19 protein-coding genes are annotated in these 21,479 nt (G+C 71.0%); 14 read left to right on the top strand and 5 right to left on the bottom strand.

The genetic code is table 11. The annotated features are described in order from the left end of the window. The first annotated feature begins 39 nt into the window (after positions 1-39). The 3 genes from OG959_RS07000 (at position 40) to OG959_RS07010 (ending at position 2,122) form a co-directional block, all read left to right on the top strand. Positions 40-825 carry an electron transfer flavoprotein subunit beta/FixA family protein gene (locus tag OG959_RS07000; RefSeq protein WP_326657294.1) on the top strand — a complete coding sequence of 262 codons (786 nt, stop codon included), beginning with the start codon at positions 40-42 and terminating at the stop codon, positions 823-825. Between the two features lie 60 nt (positions 826-885). Next, the gene (locus tag OG959_RS07005; protein WP_326657295.1) at positions 886-1,848 is read left to right on the top strand and encodes an electron transfer flavoprotein subunit alpha/FixB family protein; all 963 of its coding nucleotides are present in this window, start codon (positions 886-888) and stop codon (positions 1,846-1,848) included. 70 nt (positions 1,849-1,918) lie between these two features. After that, positions 1,919-2,122, top strand: coding sequence for an alkyl sulfatase C-terminal domain-containing protein (locus tag OG959_RS07010; protein WP_326657297.1), 204 nt, complete (start codon positions 1,919-1,921; stop codon positions 2,120-2,122). 80 nt (positions 2,123-2,202) lie between these two features. On the opposite strand, the gene OG959_RS07015 is transcribed toward OG959_RS07010, so the two are convergent. The 3 genes from OG959_RS07015 to OG959_RS07025 all read right to left on the bottom strand — a co-directional run bounded on the left by OG959_RS07015 (position 2,203) and on the right by OG959_RS07025 (position 5,727). Then, positions 2,203-3,378 carry a macrolide family glycosyltransferase gene (locus tag OG959_RS07015; RefSeq protein ID WP_326657299.1) on the bottom strand — a complete coding sequence of 392 codons (1,176 nt, stop codon included), beginning with the start codon at positions 3,376-3,378 and terminating at the stop codon, positions 2,203-2,205. Positions 3,379-3,607: 229 nt separating this feature from the next. Beyond that, complete coding sequence (locus OG959_RS07020) at positions 3,608-4,249, bottom strand: CatB-related O-acetyltransferase (RefSeq protein ID WP_326657300.1); 642 nt, start codon at positions 4,247-4,249, stop codon at positions 3,608-3,610. A 122-nt stretch (positions 4,250-4,371) separates the two neighbouring features. After that, positions 4,372-5,727 carry a lipase family protein gene (locus OG959_RS07025; RefSeq protein ID WP_326657301.1) on the bottom strand — a complete coding sequence of 452 codons (1,356 nt, stop codon included), beginning with the start codon at positions 5,725-5,727 and terminating at the stop codon, positions 4,372-4,374. An 886-nt stretch (positions 5,728-6,613) separates the two neighbouring features. Here OG959_RS07025 and OG959_RS07030 point away from each other — a divergent pair. The 7 genes from OG959_RS07030 to OG959_RS07060 all read left to right on the top strand — a co-directional run bounded on the left by OG959_RS07030 (position 6,614) and on the right by OG959_RS07060 (position 13,519). After that, positions 6,614-7,981 (top strand): ATP-binding protein, encoded by a 1,368-nt coding sequence (locus OG959_RS07030; protein ID WP_326657303.1) that lies wholly within the window; start codon positions 6,614-6,616, stop codon positions 7,979-7,981. A gap of 2 nt (positions 7,982-7,983) precedes the next feature. Beyond that, the gene (locus OG959_RS07035) at positions 7,984-8,412 is read left to right on the top strand and encodes a roadblock/LC7 domain-containing protein (RefSeq protein WP_326657304.1); all 429 of its coding nucleotides are present in this window, start codon (positions 7,984-7,986) and stop codon (positions 8,410-8,412) included. A 23-nt stretch (positions 8,413-8,435) separates the two neighbouring features. Then, on the top strand, positions 8,436-8,762 hold the full coding sequence (locus OG959_RS07040; RefSeq protein WP_326666262.1) for a DUF742 domain-containing protein: 327 nt from the start codon (positions 8,436-8,438) through the stop codon (positions 8,760-8,762). Further along, positions 8,740-9,366 carry a GTP-binding protein gene (locus OG959_RS07045; RefSeq protein ID WP_326657305.1) on the top strand — a complete coding sequence of 209 codons (627 nt, stop codon included), beginning with the start codon at positions 8,740-8,742 and terminating at the stop codon, positions 9,364-9,366. The genes OG959_RS07040 and OG959_RS07045 overlap by 23 nt, the downstream gene beginning before the upstream one ends. Further along, positions 9,363-10,571 carry a cytochrome P450 gene (locus OG959_RS07050; RefSeq protein WP_326657307.1) on the top strand — a complete coding sequence of 403 codons (1,209 nt, stop codon included), beginning with the start codon at positions 9,363-9,365 and terminating at the stop codon, positions 10,569-10,571. The genes OG959_RS07045 and OG959_RS07050 overlap by 4 nt, the downstream gene beginning before the upstream one ends. A 12-nt stretch (positions 10,572-10,583) precedes the next feature. Continuing rightward, positions 10,584-11,822 carry a cytochrome P450 family protein gene (locus OG959_RS07055; RefSeq protein WP_326657308.1) on the top strand — a complete coding sequence of 413 codons (1,239 nt, stop codon included), beginning with the start codon at positions 10,584-10,586 and terminating at the stop codon, positions 11,820-11,822. A gap of 167 nt (positions 11,823-11,989) precedes the next feature. After that, on the top strand, positions 11,990-13,519 hold the full coding sequence (locus tag OG959_RS07060) for a glycoside hydrolase family 43 protein (protein WP_326657309.1): 1,530 nt from the start codon (positions 11,990-11,992) through the stop codon (positions 13,517-13,519). Positions 13,520-13,570: 51 nt separating this feature from the next. Here the strand turns inward: OG959_RS07060 and OG959_RS07065 are convergent, their stop codons facing one another. Next, entirely contained in the window at positions 13,571-14,284 is a 714-nt protein-coding gene (locus OG959_RS07065) for a hypothetical protein (RefSeq protein ID WP_326657311.1), read from the bottom strand. Positions 14,285-14,493: 209 nt separating this feature from the next. Here OG959_RS07065 and OG959_RS07070 point away from each other — a divergent pair, with 209 nt between their 5' ends. Then, positions 14,494-15,282, top strand: a complete 789-nt coding sequence (locus tag OG959_RS07070; RefSeq protein ID WP_326657312.1) for an IclR family transcriptional regulator — start codon at positions 14,494-14,496, stop codon at positions 15,280-15,282. Between the two features lie 119 nt (positions 15,283-15,401). On the opposite strand, the gene OG959_RS07075 is transcribed toward OG959_RS07070, so the two are convergent. Next, positions 15,402-17,702 carry an FAD-dependent oxidoreductase gene (locus OG959_RS07075; RefSeq protein WP_326657314.1) on the bottom strand — a complete coding sequence of 767 codons (2,301 nt, stop codon included), beginning with the start codon at positions 17,700-17,702 and terminating at the stop codon, positions 15,402-15,404. A 434-nt stretch (positions 17,703-18,136) separates the two neighbouring features. On the opposite strand from OG959_RS07075, the gene OG959_RS07080 reads away from it, so the two are divergent. From OG959_RS07080 to OG959_RS07090, 3 genes are read left to right on the top strand one after another with little or no spacing between them, the layout of a single operon-like run. Beyond that, a complete protein-coding gene (locus tag OG959_RS07080) occupies positions 18,137-19,063 on the top strand; it encodes a carbohydrate ABC transporter permease (RefSeq protein WP_326657315.1) in 927 nt (308 codons plus the stop codon). Then, on the top strand, positions 19,063-19,980 hold the full coding sequence (locus OG959_RS07085; RefSeq protein WP_326657316.1) for a carbohydrate ABC transporter permease: 918 nt from the start codon (positions 19,063-19,065) through the stop codon (positions 19,978-19,980). Before OG959_RS07080 ends, OG959_RS07085 begins: the two co-directional genes overlap by 1 nt. A 43-nt stretch (positions 19,981-20,023) precedes the next feature. Then, the gene (locus OG959_RS07090) at positions 20,024-21,331 is read left to right on the top strand and encodes a sugar ABC transporter substrate-binding protein (protein WP_326657317.1); all 1,308 of its coding nucleotides are present in this window, start codon (positions 20,024-20,026) and stop codon (positions 21,329-21,331) included. Positions 21,332-21,479 lie beyond the last annotated feature (148 nt).

Genomic DNA, 21,479 nt, shown 5'->3' on the forward strand with positions numbered 1-21,479 from the left:
GATCGTCCAGAGACACCACGAAGTACAGGGAGAGCCGGCGTGAGCTTGAGGATCGTTGTCTGTGTGAAGTACGTGCCCGACGCGACCGGTGACCGGCATTTCGCCGATGACCTGACGTTGGATCGTGAGGATGTCGACGGTCTGCTGTCGGAGCTGGATGAGTACGCGGTCGAGCAGGCGTTGCAGATCGCGGACGCGGCGGACGATGCGGAGGTCACCGTGTTGACGGTGGGTCCGGAGGATGCCAAGGACGCGTTGCGCAAGGCGTTGTCGATGGGTGCGGACAAGGCTGTTCACGTCGAGGACGACGATCTGCACGGTACGGACGCGATCGGTACGTCGTTGGTGCTGGCGAAGGCGGTCGAGAAGACGGGTTACGACCTGGTGATCTCGGGGATGGCGTCGACGGACGGCACGATGGGTGTGGTTCCGGCGCTGCTGGCCGAGCGGCTGGGTGTGCCGCAGGTGACGCTGCTGTCCGAGGTTTCCGTGGAGGGTGGTGTCGTGCGCGGCCGCCGGGACGGTGACACGGCGTCCGAGCAGCTGGAGGCGTCGTTGCCCGCGGTGGTGTCGGTGACCGACCAGTCCGGTGAGGCCCGTTACCCGTCGTTCAAGGGGATCATGGCGGCGAAGAAGAAGCCGGTCGAGTCGCTGGATCTGGATGATCTGGGGATCGACGCGGACGAGGTGGGTCTGGGCGGTTCCTGGACCGCGGTGGATTCCGCGGCCGCGCGTCCGGCCCGCACCGCGGGCACGATCGTCAAGGACGAGGGCGAGGGCGGCAAGGCCCTGGCCGGGTTCCTCGCGGGCCAGAAGTTCATCTGAGCCCCGGCTGTTGTCCCACCGCCCCCGCACTCCCTCGTACACGCAGGAGATTGAAGTCCCATGGCTGAAGTTCTCGTCTATGTCGACCACGTGGACGGTGCCGTCCGCAAGCCCACCCTGGAGCTGCTGACGCTCGCCCGCCGCATCGGCGAGCCCGTCGCCGTGGCCCTGGGCAGCGGTGCCGCGGACACCGCCGCCACGCTCGCCGAGCACGGTGCGGTCAGGGTCCTGACCGCGGACGCCTCCGAGTTCGCCGACTACCTCGTCGTCCCGAAGGTCGACGCGCTGCAGGCCGCCTTCGACGCGGTGTCGCCGGCCGCGGTGCTGCTGCCCTCGTCCGCGGAGGCCAAGGAGATCGCGGCCCGTCTCGCGGTCCGGATCGGTTCCGGCATCATCACCGACGCCGTCGACCTGGAGGCCGGCGACCAGGGCCCGGTGGCCACCCAGTCCGCGTTCGCCGCCTCGTACACCACCAAGTCCCGTGTCTCCAGGGGCATCCCGGTCGTCACGGTCAAGCCGAACTCGGCCCCCGTCGAGCCGGCTCCGGCAGCCGGTGCCGTCGAGGCCCTCGCGGTGTCCTTCTCGGCGCAGGCCACCGGCACCAAGGTCGTCTCCCGCACCCCGCGCGAGTCGACCGGCCGCCCGGAGCTGACCGAGGCCGCGATCGTCGTCTCCGGCGGGCGCGGTGTCAACGGCGCGGAGAACTTCCACGTCATCGAGGCACTCGCCGACTCGCTGGGTGCCGCGGTCGGTGCCTCGCGCGCCGCGGTCGACGCGGGCTGGTACCCGCACACCAACCAGGTCGGCCAGACCGGCAAGTCCGTCTCCCCGCAGCTCTACATCGCCTCGGGCATCTCCGGCGCGATCCAGCACCGGGCCGGCATGCAGACCTCCAAGACCATCGTCGCGATCAACAAGGACGCCGAGGCCCCGATCTTCGACCTCGTCGACTACGGCGTCGTCGGCGACCTCTTCAACGTCGTCCCGCAGCTCACCGACGAGATCACCGCCCGCAAGGGCTGAGCCCCCGACCGGCACGCACGGACAACGGCCCGGGGCCGCACGGTGAAACCCACCGCGCGGCCCCGGGCCGTTGTCCCGTCGCGTCCCTGCCCGTCGCGTCGCACCCGTCACCGGCCCCGAGGCCGCGCTCGTCGGTGCGCTGCTGAAGCCGGCGGCCGCGCCCGGCCTGGCCCAGTACGGGAAGATCACGCTCGGCGGCGACGCGACCGCTCTGCGGACGCTCGACGGTCTGCTCGACGCGTTCGACCCCGACTTCGCCGTCGTCACTCCGTGAGAGCCGGACGCCTGACCTGACGGGGCGGTCGGGGCCCGCGATGCCGCGGGCCCCGACCGCCCCGTGCGGGCTACGGCGGATCAGCCGAGCAGTTCCTCGATGAGGTCGGCGGCCCGCGGGGTGCCGCCCTCGGCCCGTGCCTCGGCCCGCAGCCGTGCCGAGCGGCCGGCGACCTCGGGGTCGGCGACCAGTTCGGTCAGCGCGGTCCGCAGCGCCTCGGCGGTGGCGTCCGCGGTGTCGATGCGGCGGGCCACGCCCAGTTCCACGAGCCGGTCGGCGTTCATGAACTGGTCGACGCCCTGCGGGACGGCGATCATCGGCACCCCGGTGTAGAGCCCTTCGGCGCTCCCGCCCATGCCGGCGTGGGTGACGAAGACGTCCGCCTGTTCCAGGATCGCGAACTGCGGTACCCACGAGTGCACTTCGACGTTGTCCGGAATGGCGCCCAGCTCCGCCGGGTCGGTGTGCCGGCCGATCTGTAGGACGACGTGCCAGCCGGGCAGGTCGCCGTACGCGGCCAGGCACTGGCGGTAGAACTCGGGCCGGTTGGTGTACGCCGAGCCCAGCGAGACCAGCAGTACGCGCTCCGCGCCCGCGGGGCGGGTCCAGCTCTGCTCGGCGCCGCGTCCGCCGAAGCAGGGTCCGACGAACGTCACGGTGTCCGTGTCGACGTCCTCGCCGTGCGGCTGCATCGCCCGGGGGATGAGGGCGAGGGTGTGCTCGGGACGCCCGGCGAAGGCGTCCATGTCGGTGGTGGACGCGCCGCAGCCGGCGAGCCATCCGGTGAACTTCGCCCGGTACGCGTCGGCTCCGGGCAGCGCCCACAGGTGGGCCGCCACGTCCTGTTCGTATCCCTCCCAGGCGACCATGGCCGGGGACAGTTGCATGAGCGGGCGCTTCTGCGACTCGGCCAGCGCACGCGCCGCGTACGCCCCGATGTCGTACAGGTACAGGTCCGCGGGGTCGTCGTCGTAGACGGCCCTCAGCTGCGGCAGCACCTGGACGGCGTCGTCGAGGAAGACGCCCATCGCGCCGATGGCGTCTTCGGGCCAGCTGTTGTCGTCGACCGGCAGGGAGGAGCCGTACGGGACGAACTCGGCACCGGTGGCCTCGATCCGGTCGGCCACCGCCGGGTCGTTGGCGTACGTCACCCGGTGGCCGCGGGCCACCAGTTCACGGATGACCTCGATACTCGGCAGGACATGGCTGACGGCGGGGATGCCGACCATGGCGATGTGGGCACGGCGACGTGACATGGAAGATCACTCGATTCAGGTCTGCGGCGAAAAGGACACGGCGAACCCGTGCGCCGGCCGCTGCGGCCCGGAGGCCGGGTCGTGGGCGTGCACAGGGCGTACCGGACGGAGGCGGGGCACTGCCCCGTCCCGCGTCAGCCGTAGAGCTGTCGGAAGAACATGCCAAGGACGATAGCCGGTGGCCGGGCCCGCCGCACATGGATTTCGGCGGGCCCGGGCGCGGCGGCCGTCACGCGGGCGGGGCGGCGGCTTCGAGCGCGTCGACGGTGCCCGACATGATCGTGCGCACATGGGCGGTGATGTGCTGTGCCGGCCAGTCCCACCAGGCCAGGGCGAGCAGCCGGGCGATATCCCGGTCGTCGTAGCGGGTGCGGATGAGGCGGGCCGGGTTGCCGCCGACGATGCCGTAGTCGGGCACGTCCTTGGTGACGACGGAGCCGGCTCCGATGATCGCGCCGTTCCCGATCCGTACGCCGGGCATGACGGTCGCGCTGTGACCGAACCAGACGTCGTGGCCGACGACGGTGTCCCCGCGGTTCGGCAGTCCGGCGAGCAGGTCGAAGTGGTCGGCCCACGATCCGCCCATCGTCGGGAACGGGAACGTCGAGGGGCCGTCCATACGGTGGTTGGCGCCGTTCATGATGAACCGCACCCCCGTGCCGAGGGCACAGAACCGGCCGATGACCAGTTTCTCCGGGCCGTAGTGGTAGAGCACGTTCCGTGTCTCGAACAGTGTGGCGTCGTCCGGGTCGTCGTAGTAGGAGTACTCCCCGACCTCGATCAGCGGGGACTTCACCAGAGGTCTGAGCTGCACGACCCGCGGCTGGCCGGGCATGGGGTGGAGAACGGTCGGGTCGGCCGGTACGGGCATGTCGTGCGGTTCCTCACGGGGCGGCGGGCAGGACCGGTCCATGATCGCGCCCGCCGCCCCGCAACGACAGCGGTTTACCGCATCCGCGCTCCTGCGCGGAGTGCTCGTCGGAGCGTCGGAGGTCAGGGCTGGAGGGGCATCGTCCAGCAGTTGGACGCTGTTCCCCTGCCCGAGAGCCGGTCGGTCATCCAGGAGATCGCATCGCCCTGGTCGGTGATCAGCGGGACCAGGTGGTTGGTGAGGAGCTTGTCGCCGAGGTTCGGCAGGACGACGGCGTCGTAGGTGACGTCGGCGCCCTTGCGGCACCAGTCCACGGCGAGTTGGCGCGCCTGGGCGTGGGGCACGATGTCGTCCTGCACACCGGTGGCCAGGCGCACCGGACCGGTGGGCTTCAGTGTGCCGATGCGCTGCCTGTCGAGGGCGGCCTGCGCCTTGGGCTCGGCGGCGATGACGTCACCGAGGGACCTGCCGCTGGTGGTCCATTTGCTGCTCTTGGTGAAGCCGTAGCCGAAGATCGCGTCGCCGACGCACATCGTGGAGGCGTCCTTCAGCGCGGCCCGGCCGGCGTCGTTGACGTTGGCATCGACGACGTCCCGCAGATCGGCGTCGGACTGGGCGAAGCCGTTGATCGACCAGGCCAGGGCGCCGGCGAGGGCGCTGCCGTCGATGCCCTTCATGGTCGCGGTCAGGTCGGCGGGCGGCGCACCGGCGTAGGTGCCGGCGAGCTTGACGTCGGGCGCGTAGGACGACTGGAGTTCGGCCGCCGACGCGCTGGCTCCGCCGCCCTGGCTGTAGCCGTACAGACCGGTCCGCGAGTCGGGTGTGATCGAGGTGCCTGGCAGCCGGTGCGCCGCACGGACCGCGTCCAGCAGGGCGTGGCCCTGGTCGAGCCGGTTGACGTAGGTGTGGAGCCGGTCCGTCGTGCCGAGGCCGACGTAGTCGGTGACCACGACGGCGACGCCCGCGGAGAGCAGTCGGTAGATCGCCAGGGTCTCGTAGCCGACCGACACGGTCTCGGGGGTCAGGGCCAGCGGGTGCTGGAGGCTCAGGGAGGGCGCGCACTGGTCGCCCTGGCCCACGGTTCCCGAGGCCAGCGCCACCAGCGGACGCGGGCCCGAGCCCTTCCAGCCGGCGGACGGTTCGATGTAGGCGCCCGTCACCGCGACGGCCTGTCCGCCCGAGTCCGTGGAGCGATACATCAGCCGGGTCGCGGTGCCCGGCATCGGGCGGCCGTCCAGACCGGGCAGGCTCAGCCCGAGCGGCAGCGGCTCGTGGCGGATCACCGCGCCGTTGGCGGAGGGCAGTTCGGCCGGCGGGGTGTAGAAGTCGGGGATGGTGACCCCGCGGGAGACGACGGGCTGCGACCCGTCGGCGGCGGACGCGGGTGCGGCGTACGCGGCCACGCAGGCCGCGGCGGTCACGGCGACGGCCACCGCGCGCAGGTGTCCGGGGCGTGGCCCACGGGCGGGGGAATCCATGGGGGACGACGTGGGGACAGGGGAAGGCGAATGGGTGCTCTTGCGGCTCACAGCTCACTCCTCGCTCTGCTCGGAATGCAGGTGATCGCAAGCTAGCAGCGGCACTTACCGAAGGTAACCCGTCAGTAAGTTACGCGATGGTAACTGTCGGATCGGGCCCGGCGGGCGGCGCCGGCGCACCACGTCCCAGGACGGGGCGGTGACCCCCGCCCATGCGCGGGCGGTGACCCCACCACCCGCGCACACGGGAGAAGAGCACGGCACCCACCCCGCAGCGAGCGGGCCCCGCGCACCGGCGACTGCGGAATCAGTCGTTCCCTCAACACGGCTTTCACGTCACCTACTTCACAACAACGCCTCCCATCCGGCACAGGGGCACCGTGCGCAACACCGTTCATTCCAACTAGAGTTCGGCCATGCCCACCTCGCCGGCCACACACTTAGACCGCCGGCAGCCGGCCGACTCCGGCATTCCCGCCCGCCCGGACGCTCCTGGTCCGGGCGGACCCGCCGGCGCACGGCCTCGCGGCAGCTCCCCGAAGGCCCCTGCGTGCGCGACAGGCCGCGGCCCGGGCCACGAAGAGGCGCCCGGACAGGCCCCGCCGTCCACCGGCACGGCTCGTCCCGCCCTTGCGCCGATCCCCCGGATCCCCGTTCCCTCCCGCGTACACGGCGGCAGGGGAAGCTGCGGATTCCCGGCTCGTCGCCCTGCGGAGCCGACCGCCTCCCTCCCGTCCCCCGACAGCCGGCCCCGGCCGCCGGCAGCCCCCGAAACCCGGGCACTACGGAGTACAGACACGATGCGATCCCACCCCCGTAACGAGCAGCACGGCCCGACCGGCGGCATACGCACCGGAACGGCCTCCCCGATTCTCGTGAGGGCCTGATGACCGAACTGATACTGATCGTGGCCGCGTTGGCGGCCGGCGCCGGCGCGACGCTCTCCTTCCACCTCCGGGCCCGCGCCCAGAAACGCCGCGCGGACGGCCTCCAGCAGCGAGTCGAGGAGCTCGGGCAGCAACTGCGCGCCGCCGAGCAGTTCGTCGGGCACATCGCGCACACCGTCGTTCCGGCCGCCGCGGCACATACGCAGGCCGGACAGACCTATCGGCCCGACCTGGCCGTGCCGCCCCAGCTGCTGCACACCCGGATGGCGGATGCTCTCGGTGCTCTCGCGGGACAGGCCTCCTCCGCCATCGGCCGGACCGGTCAACTGGCGCGGAACGCCGCACAGGACCAGCTCGCGCAGGCACGGGCGGAAGCCGAGCAGCGCATCGCCCAGGCACGGCAGGAGTCGGTGGACGTGGCCCGGGCAGCCGTACGCGCCTTCGCCTCCAGCACCGTGCAGCGGGCCGCGAAGCTGAGCAGCGCGATCAGCGCCGGCGTGCGCCGCCATGTCTCGGACGAGGCGTACGCCACGCTGGTCGAGATGGATCACCTGGCCCAGCAGATGCTGCTCACCGCGTCCGGCTACGGCGTCCTGGCCGGCGACAAACTGTCGCGGCGCTGGCCGGCCACCACACTCACCGACATCGTCCGCACGGCCATGGGCCGGGTCGAGGGCTATCAGCGCATCCAGCACACCGACCTGCAGTCCTTCGCCGTGCAGAGCCGGGCCGTGGAAGCAGTCGTCCACGCCCTGGCGGTGCTCCTGGACAACGCGCTCCGGTACTCCCCGCCGAACGCCCGGGTGCACGTCTCGCTGGAGCACGGTGCCAACGCGGCCTTCCTCGTCGTGGACGACGCGGGACTGCGGATCGAGGACGAGCGGCTGACCTGGGCGCGCGAGGTCATGTCCGGCAAGCAGCGGGACGACATCACGCAGCTCGGCGCGTACCCGCAGACCGGACTGCGCGTCGCGTCCGTGCTCGCCGACCAGTACGGCTTCCGCGTCGAACTGACGGCGCCCAACCTGTACGGCGGAACCCGCGCGATCATCGTGCTCCCGCAGGCCCTGCTGACGACGCCCCAGCCGCCACGGATGTCGTCCGTGCAGAGTCTGCCGGCCGCCCGGCCGGCCCCCGCCCCGGAAGCGGAGCCTGCGCCGGCTCCGGCTGCCACGTCCACCACGGCAAGCGGCCTCACCGTCCGGCGTCGCACCCCGCGCCCCGCCGAGGCGGACCCCGCCGCCGAGAAGCGGCCGGACCCCGCTCCCGTGGAGCCGGGTACCCCCGCCGTGGCCGCCGCGTGGATGGCGGGCAGCCGCCGCAGCCGGGACGACCAGAACACCGCCAGCACTGACGAAGGACGTTGAACATGTCGGACACCCACTCGAACGCCCTGGGCTGGCTGCTGGACGAGCAGCTGGGATCCGTGGAGGGCGTCCGGTACGCCGTGCTGATGAGCGGCGACGGTCTGCTCAAGGCCCGGACGGAGACCATCGGGCAGGAGGACGGAGAGAAGCTGGCCGCCCTGACCGCCTCGCTGCGGGCCTCGGGCCGGGCGTGGGACGACTTCACCGGCGGGCACGGCGTGCGCCAGCAGCTGATCGAGAGCGTCGACCGGATCGGCCTGACGACGGCGGCCGGTCAGAACACGATGCTCTCGGTCGTCACGACGGGACCCCACGCCGACGTCGGCCTGATCAGCCACCACATGGCCCTGCTCGTGGTGCGCCTGGGAGAACAGCTCGGCACCGCGGAGCGCAGGCCCGTTCTCCAGCCGGACGGCGGCACCGCGGTATGACCGGTCCGCGGCGCGACCCGGACATGGTGCGGCCCTACGTCCGCACCGGCGGACGGGTCCGCCCGCACCGGAGCGTCCTCCTGGAGAGCGTGGTCATCGCCGCAGCCGGCCCGACCGGCGAGCTGGGACCCGATGCCCGGCGGGTGATGAGCCTGTTCTCCGTGGGCCACGGCGGGCTGGCCGTCGCGGACATCGCCGCCGCGCTGCAGCTGCCGCCCTCCACCATCCGGATCCTCGTCTCCTCCCTCATGGACAGCGGTCACCTGGCCGGCCCGGCCGCCGCTGTGAACGATCAGCCCGAAAACGACCTCCTGCAGAAGGTGCTTGATGGACTGCGAGAACTGGTCTGACACGCCGAAGGCCGTCGCGTACGTGCCGGTCACGGTGACCCGGTCCGCCAAGATCGTGGTCGCCGGCGGGTTCGGCGTCGGCAAGACGACCTTCATCGGCAGCGTGTCCGAGGTGCGGCCGCTGCGGATGGAGGAGCCGATCACCGAGGACAGCGCAGGAATCGACGATCTGCGCGGCACACCGGGCAAGACCACGACGACCGTGGGCATGGACTTCGGCCGAATCCACCTGTCCGGCGGCGCCCTCGCCCTGTATCTGTTCGGACTCCCCGGACAGATCCGGTTCCAGCCCCTGTGGGAGGACCTCGCCCAGGGCGCACTGGGCTGCCTCGTCCTGGCCGACACCCGCGACCTCGACGCGAGCCACGGGGCCCTGAGTCTGCTGGAGGGAGAGGGCATCCCGTACGCGGTCGCGATCAACACCTTCCCCGGCGCGCCCGTCTACGACCTCGGCGAACTGCGCCAGGCCCTCGCCCTGGAACCCCACACGCCGCTGACCACCTGCGACGCACGCGACCGTACCTCCTCCCTCCATGCCCTGATCACGCTCACGGAGTACCTGATCTCGCACCGTGCAGCCCTCTCCCTGGAGCCCACCTCATGACCTTCACCAGCTCCGTGCCCACGGTCGCGCCGGGCAGGGTCTCGCTGTACGAGCCGGGCTTCGCCGCCGACCCGCACGCCGCCTACGAGCGGATGCGCGGGACCTACGGCCCTCTGGTGCCCGTCGAGTTGTCCCCCGGCATCCCGGCCACGCTGGTGATCGGCTATCTCCAGGCCCGCCGCATCCTCAACGACCCCATGTACTTTCCGCCGGACCCGCGCATCTGGGAGCAGCAGGTGCCGGCCTCGTGCCCCGTGCGGCCGATGATGGAGTGGCGGCCCAACGCCCTGCGCAACGGCGGTACGGAACACGCCCGTTACCGGGCGGCCAACACCGCGAGCATCAACGCCGTCGACCAGCACCGTCTGCGCGCCCAGGTGGAGAAGGTCGCCGAGGAGTCCATCGGGGACTTCCTCACCGCTGGCAGCGCCGATCTGCTCACCCAGTACGCCTGGCCGATCGCCTTCCGGATCCTCAGTGCTCTGCTGGGCTGCCCCGACGGGATCGGAGCGCGGATCGCCGACGGCATGGCGCGTATCTTCAACACCACCGACGCCCATGAGGGCAACCAGATCCTCGGCCAGGCCCTCGCCGACCTCGTCGCCCTGCGCCGGCGCGATCCCGCCGACGACATCACCTCACGTCTTCTGGCCCACCCGGCGGAGCTGACCGACGAGGAGATGAGCCACCAGCTCGTCACGCTCTACGGCGCCGGTATCGAGCCGCTGACCAACCTCATCGCCAACACCCAGCTGAAGATCCTCACCGACGAGGAGTTCTCCGCCGGACTGCACGCGGGCCGGTCCACGGTGCGCGACGCGCTGGACACCGTCCTGTACACCGACCCGCCGATGGCGAACTACTGCATCACGTATCCGCCGTTCCCCGCGGACATCGACGGTTTCCTGCTCCCGGCCCACCAGCCCGTCGTCATCTCCATGGCGGCCTGCAACAACGACCCCGAACTCACCCGGGGGCCGGCCGGGATCTCGGGCAACCGTGCTCACCTGGCCTGGAGCATCGGCCCCCACACCTGCCCGGCGCGCTCCCACGCGTACCTCATCGCCGAGACGGCGGTCACCTGTCTGCTCGACGCCCTGCCGGAAATGGATCTCGCCGTCCCCGCCGCTGAACTGCGCTGGCGTCCGGGCCCCTTCCACCGCGCCCTGGAATCGCTTCCCGTCCGCTTCGCCACCGCCCGCTGAAAGAGAGGCACCATGCCCGAGTCCGAGCAGCCCTTACTCGTCCTCGATCCCACCGGTTCCGAACGCCACGCCGAGTACCGGGCCCTGCGCGACCGCGGTCCGGCCACCCGTGTGGACGTCCTCGGTGTGACCGCGTGGTCGGTCACCGACCCTGCGCTCCTGAAGGAACTCCTCACCAGCCCGGACGTCTCCAAGGACGCCCGCGCCCACTGGCCGGCCTTCGCCGAGACCGTGGCCACCTGGCCCCTCGCCCTCTGGGTCGCCGTGAGCAACATGTTCACCGCCTACGGAGGCGACCACCGGCGGCTCCGCCGGATGGTGGCCCCGGCGTTCAGCGCCCGCCGCATCCAGGACCTGCGGGCATCGGTCGAGAAGGTCGTGGCCACGCTTCTCGACGATCTCGGCACCCGGCCGGCCGGCGAGGTGGCCGATCTGCGCAAGGACCTCGCCTACCCACTGCCGATCGCGGTGATCGGTCAGCTCATGGGCGTCCCCGAGTACCAGCTCGACGGCTTCCGCGCCCTGGTCGACGGTGTCTTCGACACCACCCTCACCGTCGAGCAGGCCACGGCGAACACGGCCGCGCTGTACGAGGCCCTCAACGCACTGATCGCGGCCAAGCGCGCGGATCCCGGGGACGACATGACCTCGCTCCTCATCGCCTCCCGCGACGACGAGGGGGACGGGAGCGCCCTCACCGACGACGAACTGCGCGACACACTCCTGCTGATGGTCTCCGCCGGATACGACACCACGGTCAACGTGATCGACCAGGCCATCACCGCCCTGCTGGCCGACCCCGCGCACCTCGCCCACCTGCGGGCCGGGCGCGCCGACTGGAACAGCGTCGTCGAGGAGACCCTGCGGCACGAACCTGCCGTCAAGCACCTGCCCATGCGGTTCGCCCTGGCGGACATCCCGCTGCCCGACGGGCAGAAGATCGCCCGGGGCGAGGCGATCCTCGCCTCCTACGCCGCCGCCAACCGCCACCCCGGCCTGCACGGGGAATCCGCCGACCTCTTCGACGTCACCCGGCCGACGAAGGAGCACCTGGCCTTCGGTCACGGCGTGCACTTCTGCCTCGGTGCCCCACTCGCCCGCCTGGAGATCGCGACCGCGCTCCAGCAGTTCTTCGAGCGGTTCCCCGAGGCCGAACTCGCGGTTCCGGCAGCCGAACTCCAGCCGCTGCCCTCCCTGATCAGCAACGGGCACCAGACACTCCCGGTACGCCTGCGCCCGGCCGCCGGCTGATCCTGCCGCCGGCCCCCACCGTTCGCGTGGTGGGGGCCGAACGGGCACGGCCGGCACCCGGCGACCGTTGACAGCGCACCGCCTCCGTGCCACTTTCGAAGCGCTTCGACGATCGTGGCGGTCCGGCGGACAGCCGGCCCGCCACCCGGCCACACCCTGGGACGGACATGGCGCTCTTCGACAACCCCGTGATACCCGGCTTCAGTCCGGACCCGAGCATCTGCCGGGTGGGCGACGACTACTACGTGGCGACGTCCAGCTTCGAGTACGTGCCGGGGGTGCCCGTGTGGCACAGCCGCGACCTGGTGAACTGGCGGCTGATCGGGCACGCGCTGGACCGGCCGGGCCAGTTGGAGCTGCCCGAGTCGGTCCCGGCCTCGTGCGGTGTGTACGCGCCCACCCTGCGACACCACGATGGGCTGTTCTGGATGATCACGACCGTGGTCACCGACGCCGGCACCGTTCTGGTGACCGCGAAGGACCCCGCCGGACCCTGGTCGGACCCGGTGCGGGTCGGCATACCGGGCATCGACCCCGATCTGGCCTGGGACGAGGACGGCACCTGCTGGTGCGTGTACTCGGACGACGGGATCCGCGCGGTGCGCCTCGATCCGGACACGGGCCGGGCGCTGGGCGAGCCGGTGGCGTTGTGGTCCGGCAGCGGCCTTCAGTACCCCGAGGGACCGCACCTGTACCGGATCGGCGACTGGTGGTACCTGCTGCTGTCGGAGGGCGGCACCGAACGCGGTCACGCGATGTCGGTGGCCCGGGCCCGCAGCCTGCCGGGGCCGTTCGAACCGCATCCGGACAACCCCGTGCTCTCCCACCGCAGCACCGGTCACCCCGTGCAGAACATCGGCCACGGTGACCTCGTACAGGCGCAGGACGACACCTGGTGGATGGTGCTGCTGGGCACCCGGCCCCGCGGCGACACCCCGAAGTACCACGGCCTGGGCCGGGAGACGTTCCTGGCGCCGGTCCGCTGGGAGGACGGCTGGCCGCTGCCGGGACCGGTGGACCTGCGGGCCGAGGCCCCGGCCCTGGCGCCGCACCCGTGGCCGGAGGAGGCGGACCGGGACGACTTCGACTCCCCCGCGCTCGCACCGCGCTGGGTGTCGCTGAGGCGGCACGACCCGGCTGCCGTCCGCCTGGACGAGCGACCGGGGCACCTGGTCCTGCACGCCCGCGCGGACAGCCTCGACTCGCCGGGCGCGCTCTTCGTGGGGCGGCGCCAGCAGGACCCCGACTGCACCGCGCGCACCCGGATCGACGTCGCTCCGGGAGGCCTGGGCGGGCTCGTCGTACGGCTCGACGAGGCGCACCACTACCGGGTGGAGACGGACGGCGCCGGCACGGTCCACGTCGTCGCCAGGATCGGCCCGCTGTGCCACAGCGTGGCCGAACGCACGGTGGAGCCGGGCCCGTTGACCCTGCGGATCGACGTCACCACCGACGTGACCCTGCCCCCGTCCGTCACGGACCCGCAGGCGGCGGCCCCGCCCGGCCTCCGGATCGGCGGGCCCGACACCCTCCACCTGGGCTACGAGACGGCCGGGGGCGACTTCGAGATCCTGGCCGCACTCGACGGCCGCTACCTCACCACGGAGGTCGCCGGGGGCTTCACCGGCCGGGTCGTCGGCATGTACGCGACCCGGGGCAGCGCGGCCTTCGACTGGTTCGGCCTGCGTCCGGCCTGACGCCGGGGGCGGGGGCGGAGGCGGCACGCGGTCGCCCCCGCCGCGCGGCGCTCAGAAATGCTGGTTCACCGGCCAGACCGCTGCCGGGTCGCAGTGGGCCGGGCACGCCATCAGGTAGACCTCGTTGCCGAGGAACAGTCCGTAGGTGTCGGCCCCTACGCTGTAGGGCTGTTCGGGCAGGCCGGGACGGACCGCGAACTCCGTGTATTCCGGCACCTGGCAGAGGTACTCCAGACCGGCGCCGCACGCGCAGGTGTAGTACTCGGGGCCCTGCGCCCAGGACGGCGTACCGCCCAGCTTGAATCCCTGCGCTCCGATGCCGCGCGGGTCGGGGGCGTCGTCGAAGGGCCGCAGCGTCAACGGCAGGGCGCATACGGAAGGTTCGGGCTCCGCGGCCGGGAGGTCCGCCTGTCGCTGGAGCAGAATGCGCCAGAACGGCCCCGGGTAGGGCGGTTGCGGAGCGTCCCAGTACCGGGGCACGAGCCGCCCGCCGGCGAACGCGGCATCGGACGCTTCGTTGTGCGCACCGCAGTGGAACACCAGCAGGTGATCCCCGCCGAAGGGCTCCAGGTCAGCGGGCACGTCGAGCTGGAAGAACAGCGCCAGCCGCTCCCCGCAGAAGCACACGGGCCACTCCTGCCCGGGGTCGAGGAAGGGCCAGCCGCCCACCGAGTCCCGCACCGGCCGGTCCAGCGGCCCCGCTCCGACCTCGATGGCGTGCGCGGGCAGCGCCGCCCGGGAATTCCCTGCATCCTGTCCGTTCATCCGCTCACCCTAGGACCGCCCTGTGACAGCCCGGTCGCGGACGATCGGGCTGACGGGGGCGGGCCCGGGCACGATGTCCGGCCTGTCCTGGATGGCCGGAACGAGCAGCATCCCGTGCCCGTTCCGGCCATGGATTTCACAGCCGCCGCCCCGGCCGACGCGATATGCTGATGCAGATAGTGCAAGCGACTTGCAAAATGAGGAGGGTCATGGCTACTCGGGCGACCGACGCCGGGACGAACCAGAGCGTCGAACGAGCCGTCTCGGTGCTGCGCGCACTCGACTCGGGCCGCGCCGAGCTACGCGTCTCCGACGTCGCCGAACTCACCGGGCTGGGATCCTCCACCACCTCCCGCCTGCTGTCCACCCTCGAACGCCTCGACATGGTCGAGCGCGACCCGGTCAGCAACCTCTACCGGCTCAGCCTCGGCATCCTCCCCCTCGCCGCCACCGCCACCAACCGGCACCCGGTCCACCGTGCCGCCCGCATGGTCCTCCAGGACCTCGCCACCCGCACCGGGCTGGGGGCCAACGTCGCCATCCGCCGCGACACCGAGCTGATGTTCCTGTGCAACTTCGAGGGGACGCGCGCCCCGAAGTCGTACACCCAGGCCGGACACACCGCCCCGCTGCACGCCACCAGCATCGGCAAGTGCCTCCTCACCGGGCTCACGCCCAAGGAGCGCCGCACGCTGCTGCCCGAACCACTGGCGGCGCACACGGACTACACGACCACCAGCCACGATCTCCTCGACGCCGAGATCGACACCGTCCGCCGCACCGGCTACGCCGTCGAAGCCGAGGAACGGGCCCTGGGCCGGGCCTCCCTGGCCGCTCCGGTCCGCGACGCCTCGGGCGACGTGGTGGCCGCCATCTCCCTGTGGGGCCCCACCTCCCTCCTCGGCGGGCACACCGAGGAGGAAGGGCAGCGGCTCGCGCTGACCCGTGAGGTCATCGAGGCCGCCGACGCCATCAGCCAGGCGCTGGGCGCGGTCTGAGCCATCCGCCGAAGAACCCGTGTCTGAGCCACCCGCCGAAGAGCCCGTCTGAGGCACCCGCCGAAATGAAGGGGCCCGTACAGGTCGGCCGACCTGTACGGGCCCCTTTCGCCGCGCGCCTATGCGCCGTACGCCTTGAACGCGATCACGTGCGCGTGCCGTGCCCCGTGGGTCGCGTCCACCACGAGCCGCAGCGCGTCGGTGCGCACCGGGCCGCCGTCCGCACCGCGCAGACCGTGCACGCGGTGGCGGCGGCGGTTGTCCGTCACCGTCAGCAGGGTGTTCCAGGTGCCGTCGGGCTCACGGCTCTGGACGCGGTAGTCGCGGACCAGTTCCGGCATGACCTCGAACGGGGTGCGGTGGCGGTGCAGGTTGTTCAGGTACTCGTCGACGTCGTCGTCGAACACCACACGCACCTCGGCGATCTGCCGCGCCTCGTCCCAGTCCAGACGCAGCCACTGCCCGGCCCGTTCCGGGTCCGCCAGCGGCTCGGACGACCACATCTGCGGCCCGCCGTAGGGGCGCTGGAATCCGCCGACGGCCCGCTCGGGCAGGAAGGCCTCGGTATCCGGTGCGGCGCGGAAGCCGAAGGTCCGGCGGCGCAGGCCGCGGGCCTGCCACTCCAGGACCAGCTGACCGTCCTCCTCGGGGATGTCGTGGTCGACGGCCACATCGCCCTCGGCCCGGCTGCGCAGCGCGAGAACACCGTCGGTGCGTACGGGGACGAGGACCAGCGCCGTACCCGGACAGGCGCGGACGATCAGGACGACGTTCTCCGGGGCGTCCGGGCGGTGGCCCAGCTGGGCGGTGACCCAGTGGGGGCCGCCGGCCGGCACGGTCACCGTGGTGGTCAGCAGCTGGTCGGCGGGGACGGCGTTCTCGGGGCGGCCGGTGCTCCACAGCTCCACCGTGAGGTCACTGGACCGTCCGTCCGGGGCGCCGTGGACCAACAGGTCGACCCTGTCGAGCACGGGGTCGGCCGGCAGCAGCAGCGCGAGGTCGCGGGTGAGCGGGTACGGCTCGCCGGGCCCGGCCGGAGTCGGCTCAGCGGCCAGACGGTTCAGGTACGAGGAGGCACTGGCCCGGGCCGCGAGCGCCAGGTTGCCGGGGTCGTCGTCGGCCAGGCCGATCACCGAGGCGTCCTGCCGGAGCAGGGCGCGGCGCACCAGCTCGGGTCGCTCGGCGGCGAGTTCGCGCGGGCCGATGCCCTCGGCCACGCACAGGGCGGCGGCCGTGCCCGCGGCCTCGCCGAGCGTGGCGCAGGTGGCCATCACGCGGGTGGCGCCGAACGCGATGTGGGTGGCGGATATGTTGCGCCCGGCGAACATCAGGTTCGTGACGTTCACCGAGTACAGGGAGCGCAGCGGGATGTGGAAGATACCGTCCGCGTAGCGCTGGCGGGCGCCGGGCTCGTCGGCGTACATCCCCTGCACGGGATGGAGGTCGACGGACCAGCCGCCGAACGCGATGCGGTCGTCGAACTGCCGCTGCTCCAGGACGTCCTGCTGGCTCAGCACGTGGTCGCCGAGGAAGCGGCGGTACTCGCGCTTGCCCGGGAGGCTGCCGACCCACTCCAGCGTCAGGTTCTCGGCGTCCGGGAACTCGCCGGAGTTCTTGATGTGGTCCCAGATGCCCATGACCACGGACTGGAGTTCGTCGCGGATGCGCTCGTTGTCGTGGACGGTGTCGAGCTCACCGCCCCACTCGACCCACCAGTAGTCGCAGCCGTTGTCGCCCGTGCGCAGCACACGGTTGCGCAGGATGGGCGTGGTGGTGAGGTCGCGGGCGGAGGAGGGCGGCACGAACTTCACCGGCCGGCCGAGGTCCTTGGTGTGGAAGAGGATCGTCGACCCGAGCAGCGCCTCGTCCTCCTCCTCGGGCGCCCAGGGCTCGCCGAACTCCGCGCGCGCCTCGCGGCCGATGCGGTAGCGGGCGCCCGCGAGGTGGCCGAGCAGGCCGTCGCCGGTGCAGTCGAGGAACTGCCGGGCGTGGAAGGTGATGCGCCGCTCGGAGCCCATCATCCAGCCGGTGCAGGAGTGCACCTCGCGCGCGTCGTCCGGGCCGCTCGCGTCGACCTCCCGTACGTCGGTGTTGAGGTAGAGGTCGATGCCCGGTTCGGCCCGGACGGCGTCGAGGACCACCTGGTCCCAGTAGTACGGGTTCCCCTCGGGGTTGCGGTACTGGTTCTCGGTGTACAGCTCGCCCATGATGCCGGTCTCCCGGGCCCAGCGGTGCACGCCGTGGGCGGAGGCTCCGCAGACCCAGACCCGGACCTCGCTGCTGGCGTTGCCGCCCAGCACCGTCCTGTTGTTGACCAGGGCGACGCGCCGGCCGAGCCGGGCCGCGGCGATGGCCGCGCAGGTCCCCGCCAGGCCACCGCCGATGACGGCGATGTCGTAATGGACCTCTTCTTCCCGCACGGGGCGGCCTCCTCGGTGTGAAGCACGGATTCTCTCCGCCGTAGCGGAGCGACCACGAACGTACATCACATCCATATTGTGCAACCACTGTTCAGTCAGTGGGATGTGTTGTAAGTTTCCGGCGCAGCCAACGATGCCGTCGGCGAGGGCTACCGTTCGAGTTCGCGGCAGGTCAACGGACTCGTCGGTTCTGCACAGAACCGACGATTCACCGACCAAAAGGGTTGACGCCTTCGCACGATATGGAGAACGATCCCGCATGCTGCAACTTGCGTTCAGTGCAGCAGCATGACCTTCACACAGGGCCTCGGCCGACGCACGGGACGGCGCGGCTCACGGCTCACGTCCGGCCGCTGCGCCTTCGGCCCTTCGGAGCGCAGCCACCGCGGCACGCCCCGCACCACCGCTCCCGCACCGTTCGAGAGGACTGATCCATGAGTACGGCCGCACCTCCACGGAAGGCCGCTCCACGTCGTGAGCGGACCGGTGGACGACTCTCCAACGGCGCGTTCGCACTGTTGCTGACCGCACCGGGGATCGCGCTCTTCGCGACGATCATCATCTATCCGCTGGTGTCGGCCCTGTTCACCGGCTTCTTCAAGCAGGACCTGCGCCTGCCGGGGCGCGAGTTCGTCGGTCTCGACAACTTCACCTACTGGCTCGACGGCGACTTCCTCACCATCCTCAAGCAGACCCTGGTCTTCACCGTCGGGGCGACGCTCGTCCCCTTCGTGCTCGGGTTCGCACTCGCGCTCGCACTGAACTCGGGCCTGAAGGGCAGCGGCTTCATGCGCGGCCTCTTCCTCTTCCCGTGGGTGATCCCGGGTGTGGTGGTCTCCTTCCTGTGGATGTGGATCTTCAACGCGAACTACGGCGTGCTGAACGGCGTCCTCATGGACACGGGGATCATCGACGAATCGGTGTCCTGGCTCGGACAGCCGGGCACCGCGATGCTCGCCGTCATCATCACCAAGACCTGGGCGAGCTTCCCCTGGATGATGGTGATGCTCCTGGCCGGCCTGCAGACCGTGCCCAAGGAACTGCACGAGGCGGCCTCCATCGACGGGGCCGGCTCGATCCGGCGCTTCTTCGCCGTCACCTGGCCCCAGGTGCGCGGGGTCGCCTCGATCGTGCTGCTCCTTGAGTTCATCTGGAACTTCCAGCACTTCGACACCATCTACGTGCTCACCGGCGGCGGGCCGGCCGGCGCCACGGAGACCTTCGCCACCGCGGTGTACCAGACCGCCTTCAAGGGCTTCGACATCGGCCGGGCGACCGCGCTGGGCGGGCTGTGGATGCTGCTCCTGCTCCTCCTCGTCGTCGTCTACCTCAGGATCACCGAGCGGAAGGGCGACGCCTGATGACCTCCACGACCTCCACCCCGCTGTCCGGCACCGGCCGGCTGAAGCCGTCCGCCACGTCCGCCGGAAGCACCTCGCGGCGCCGGATGCGCAAGGACCTGCTCCGCTCCAGGATCGCCGCCTGGACCGCGGTCCTGGTGATCGGCGCCTTCGGCCTCCTGCCGGTCTACTGGCTGCTGGCCACCGCCCTGAGCAGCCCCGAGGACGCGTTCCAGTTCCCGCCGAAGCTGATACCCACGCACCTCACCTTCAGCAACTTCACCGCACTCGCCGAGAACGACCAGCTGATCAAGTACATGATCAACTCGCTCGTCGTGGCCTCGATCACCGCCGTACTGAGCGTGGTCGTCGCCACGTACATGGGGTACTCCTTCTCCAAGTTCCGCTACCGCGGACGGCGCTCGCTGATGCACATGGTGCTGGCCTCCCAGATGTTCCCCCAGGCCCTCCTGCTGGTGACGCTGTACGCCGTGTTCTCCAGCTTCGGCCTGCTGAACACGTACACCGCGCTCGTGCTGTCCTTCACCACGTTCACGATGCCGCTGTGCGTCTGGATGCTGAAGGGCATCTTCGACACCATCCCGGACGCCCTCCTGGAGGCCGCGTCCATCGACGGCGCCTCCCGGTGGCGGACGCTGCACTCCATCGTGGCGCCGCTGGCCGCACCCGGAATGATCGCGGCCGGGCTGTTCGCCTTCGTCCGCGGCTGGAACGACTTCATCTTCGCCGTGACGCTGGCCGACAAGGAGAAGCAGACCCTGCCGCCCGGCCTCGTCTCCACCTACATCGGCGAGTTCCAGGCCGCCTGGCCCGAGCTGATGGCCGCCTCGCTCGTGGTGTCCATCCCGGTGGTCGTCGCCTTCATGTTCCTGCAGCGCTACCTCGTCGGCGGCATGACCGCCGGCTCGGTCAAGTAGCCCCCGCACTTCTTCCCCTCCCGCCCCCTCCCATGGAGACACCATGACCACCTCTGGCATCAGCCGCCGCGGCGCGCTGCGCATGTTCGGTATCGGCGCGCTCGGTATGGCCGGCGTCGGCGCGCTGGGTGCCTGCGCGCCGTCCCCGTCCAACTCCGGCAGCGCCACCAACGGAGGCGACACGAAGTCCAAGGACTTCGACTTCACCTCCTGGTCGCTCAACGAAGAGGCCGCCAGACCGGCGATCGAGAAGATCATCGCCGCCTGGGAGAAGGCCGAGAAGTCCAAGGTCCGCGCGGTCTCGTACCCGTACAACGAGTACCTCAGCCAGCTCACCCTCAAGCTCGGCGGCGGTGAGACCACCGGCGCGATACACCTCGACATCGCGTGGCTCGCCGCGGTGGCGCAGATGGGCAAGCTCGCCGACCTCGGCTCCGTCGCCCCGAAGGGCGGCTACACGGACGTGGCGCTGAAGAGCGGTGTGTACGACGGCAAGCAGTACGGCCTGCCGTGGAACACCGGCTCGATCGGGGTGATCGCCAACTCCAAGCTCCTGGACAAGGCCGGCATCAAGAAGCACCCCACCACCGTCGAGGAGTTCGAGGACGCGCTGCGGGCGCTCAAGGGGCTCGGCGGCGGCGTCGTGCCGTACGCCGCGGCCACCAAGGTCGCGCAGCTCAAGGACATCTTCCCGTGGATGCAGACCTTCGGCTGCACGCTCATGGACGGCGAGAAGGTCACCATCGGCGACGACGCCTCCGTCGACGCGGTCACCTGGTACAAGAAGCTGCACGACGCGAAGCTGATCGCCGCGGACGTGGACCGCTTCGACGCGCGCGCCCTGTTCGGGCAGGGCAAGGCCGCCTTCTACGACGACGCCGTCATCGGCAAGGGCGTGACCGCGGCGCAGTCCAAGGACAAGACGCTGGCCGACGCCATGCAGCCGATGATGCGTCCGGTGCTGCGCTCCGGTGACACCCCGCAGGCGCTGCTGTGGGGCGGTGTGATCGCGATCGTCAACGGCAAGGGCCAGGACGCGGCGACGCAGTTCGCCCTGCACACCACCTCCGACCTCGCCACCACCTCCGAGTACTTCACGTCCCGTGCCCTGCCGCCGTCCACCACGGCGGGCCTGGCGGACCCGAAGGTCGCCCAGGACACGTTCACCACCGAGTGGACCGAGAAGATCACCAAGACGGCGACCGGCAGCCCGTTCTGGCAGTTCGCGCAGAACGCGCAGATCGAGGAGGCCGTGGCGAAGCAGGTCCAGGCCGTCCTGGTCGGCAAGTCGAAGCCGAAGGACGCGATGAAGAAGGCCGGCGAGGAGGTCGCCGCGCTCATCAAGCGCTGAGACAACGCGCGGCGGACCGGGGCCCGGTGAAGGCGGATCAGCCTTCACCGGGCCCTTCGTCGTCCCGCATACGTCTTCCCGTACGGGTATCTCAGATCCTCATTGTGCAATCTCTATTCACGATATGGGATCTGTTGTAAATTTCCCG

The sequence above is a fragment of the Streptomyces sp. NBC_00385 genome, from assembly GCF_035917155.1.
GTDB classification, from domain to species: domain Bacteria; phylum Actinomycetota; class Actinomycetes; order Streptomycetales; family Streptomycetaceae; genus Streptomyces; species Streptomyces poriferorum.

Coding starts and splice junctions, on each gene's coding strand:
- OG959_RS07055 (WP_326657308.1), top strand. CDS start 10,584: ATGCCCGAGTCCGAGCAGCCCTTACTCGTCCTCGATCCCACCGGTTCC.
- OG959_RS07050 (WP_326657307.1), top strand. CDS start 9,363: ATGACCTTCACCAGCTCCGTGCCCACGGTCGCGCCGGGCAGGGTCTCG.
- OG959_RS07035 (WP_326657304.1), top strand. CDS start 7,984: ATGTCGGACACCCACTCGAACGCCCTGGGCTGGCTGCTGGACGAGCAG.
- OG959_RS07060 (WP_326657309.1), top strand. CDS start 11,990: ATGGCGCTCTTCGACAACCCCGTGATACCCGGCTTCAGTCCGGACCCG.
- OG959_RS07070 (WP_326657312.1), top strand. CDS start 14,494: ATGGCTACTCGGGCGACCGACGCCGGGACGAACCAGAGCGTCGAACGA.
- OG959_RS07085 (WP_326657316.1), top strand. CDS start 19,063: ATGACCTCCACGACCTCCACCCCGCTGTCCGGCACCGGCCGGCTGAAG.
- OG959_RS07020 (WP_326657300.1), bottom strand. CDS start 4,249: ATGCCCGTACCGGCCGACCCGACCGTTCTCCACCCCATGCCCGGCCAG.
- OG959_RS07080 (WP_326657315.1), top strand. CDS start 18,137: ATGAGTACGGCCGCACCTCCACGGAAGGCCGCTCCACGTCGTGAGCGG.
- OG959_RS07040 (WP_326666262.1), top strand. CDS start 8,436: ATGGTGCGGCCCTACGTCCGCACCGGCGGACGGGTCCGCCCGCACCGG.
- OG959_RS07045 (WP_326657305.1), top strand. CDS start 8,740: ATGGACTGCGAGAACTGGTCTGACACGCCGAAGGCCGTCGCGTACGTG.
- OG959_RS07025 (WP_326657301.1), bottom strand. CDS start 5,727: ATGGATTCCCCCGCCCGTGGGCCACGCCCCGGACACCTGCGCGCGGTG.
- OG959_RS07015 (WP_326657299.1), bottom strand. CDS start 3,378: ATGTCACGTCGCCGTGCCCACATCGCCATGGTCGGCATCCCCGCCGTC.
- OG959_RS07005 (WP_326657295.1), top strand. CDS start 886: ATGGCTGAAGTTCTCGTCTATGTCGACCACGTGGACGGTGCCGTCCGC.
- OG959_RS07030 (WP_326657303.1), top strand. CDS start 6,614: ATGACCGAACTGATACTGATCGTGGCCGCGTTGGCGGCCGGCGCCGGC.
- OG959_RS07065 (WP_326657311.1), bottom strand. CDS start 14,284: ATGAACGGACAGGATGCAGGGAATTCCCGGGCGGCGCTGCCCGCGCAC.
- OG959_RS07090 (WP_326657317.1), top strand. CDS start 20,024: ATGACCACCTCTGGCATCAGCCGCCGCGGCGCGCTGCGCATGTTCGGT.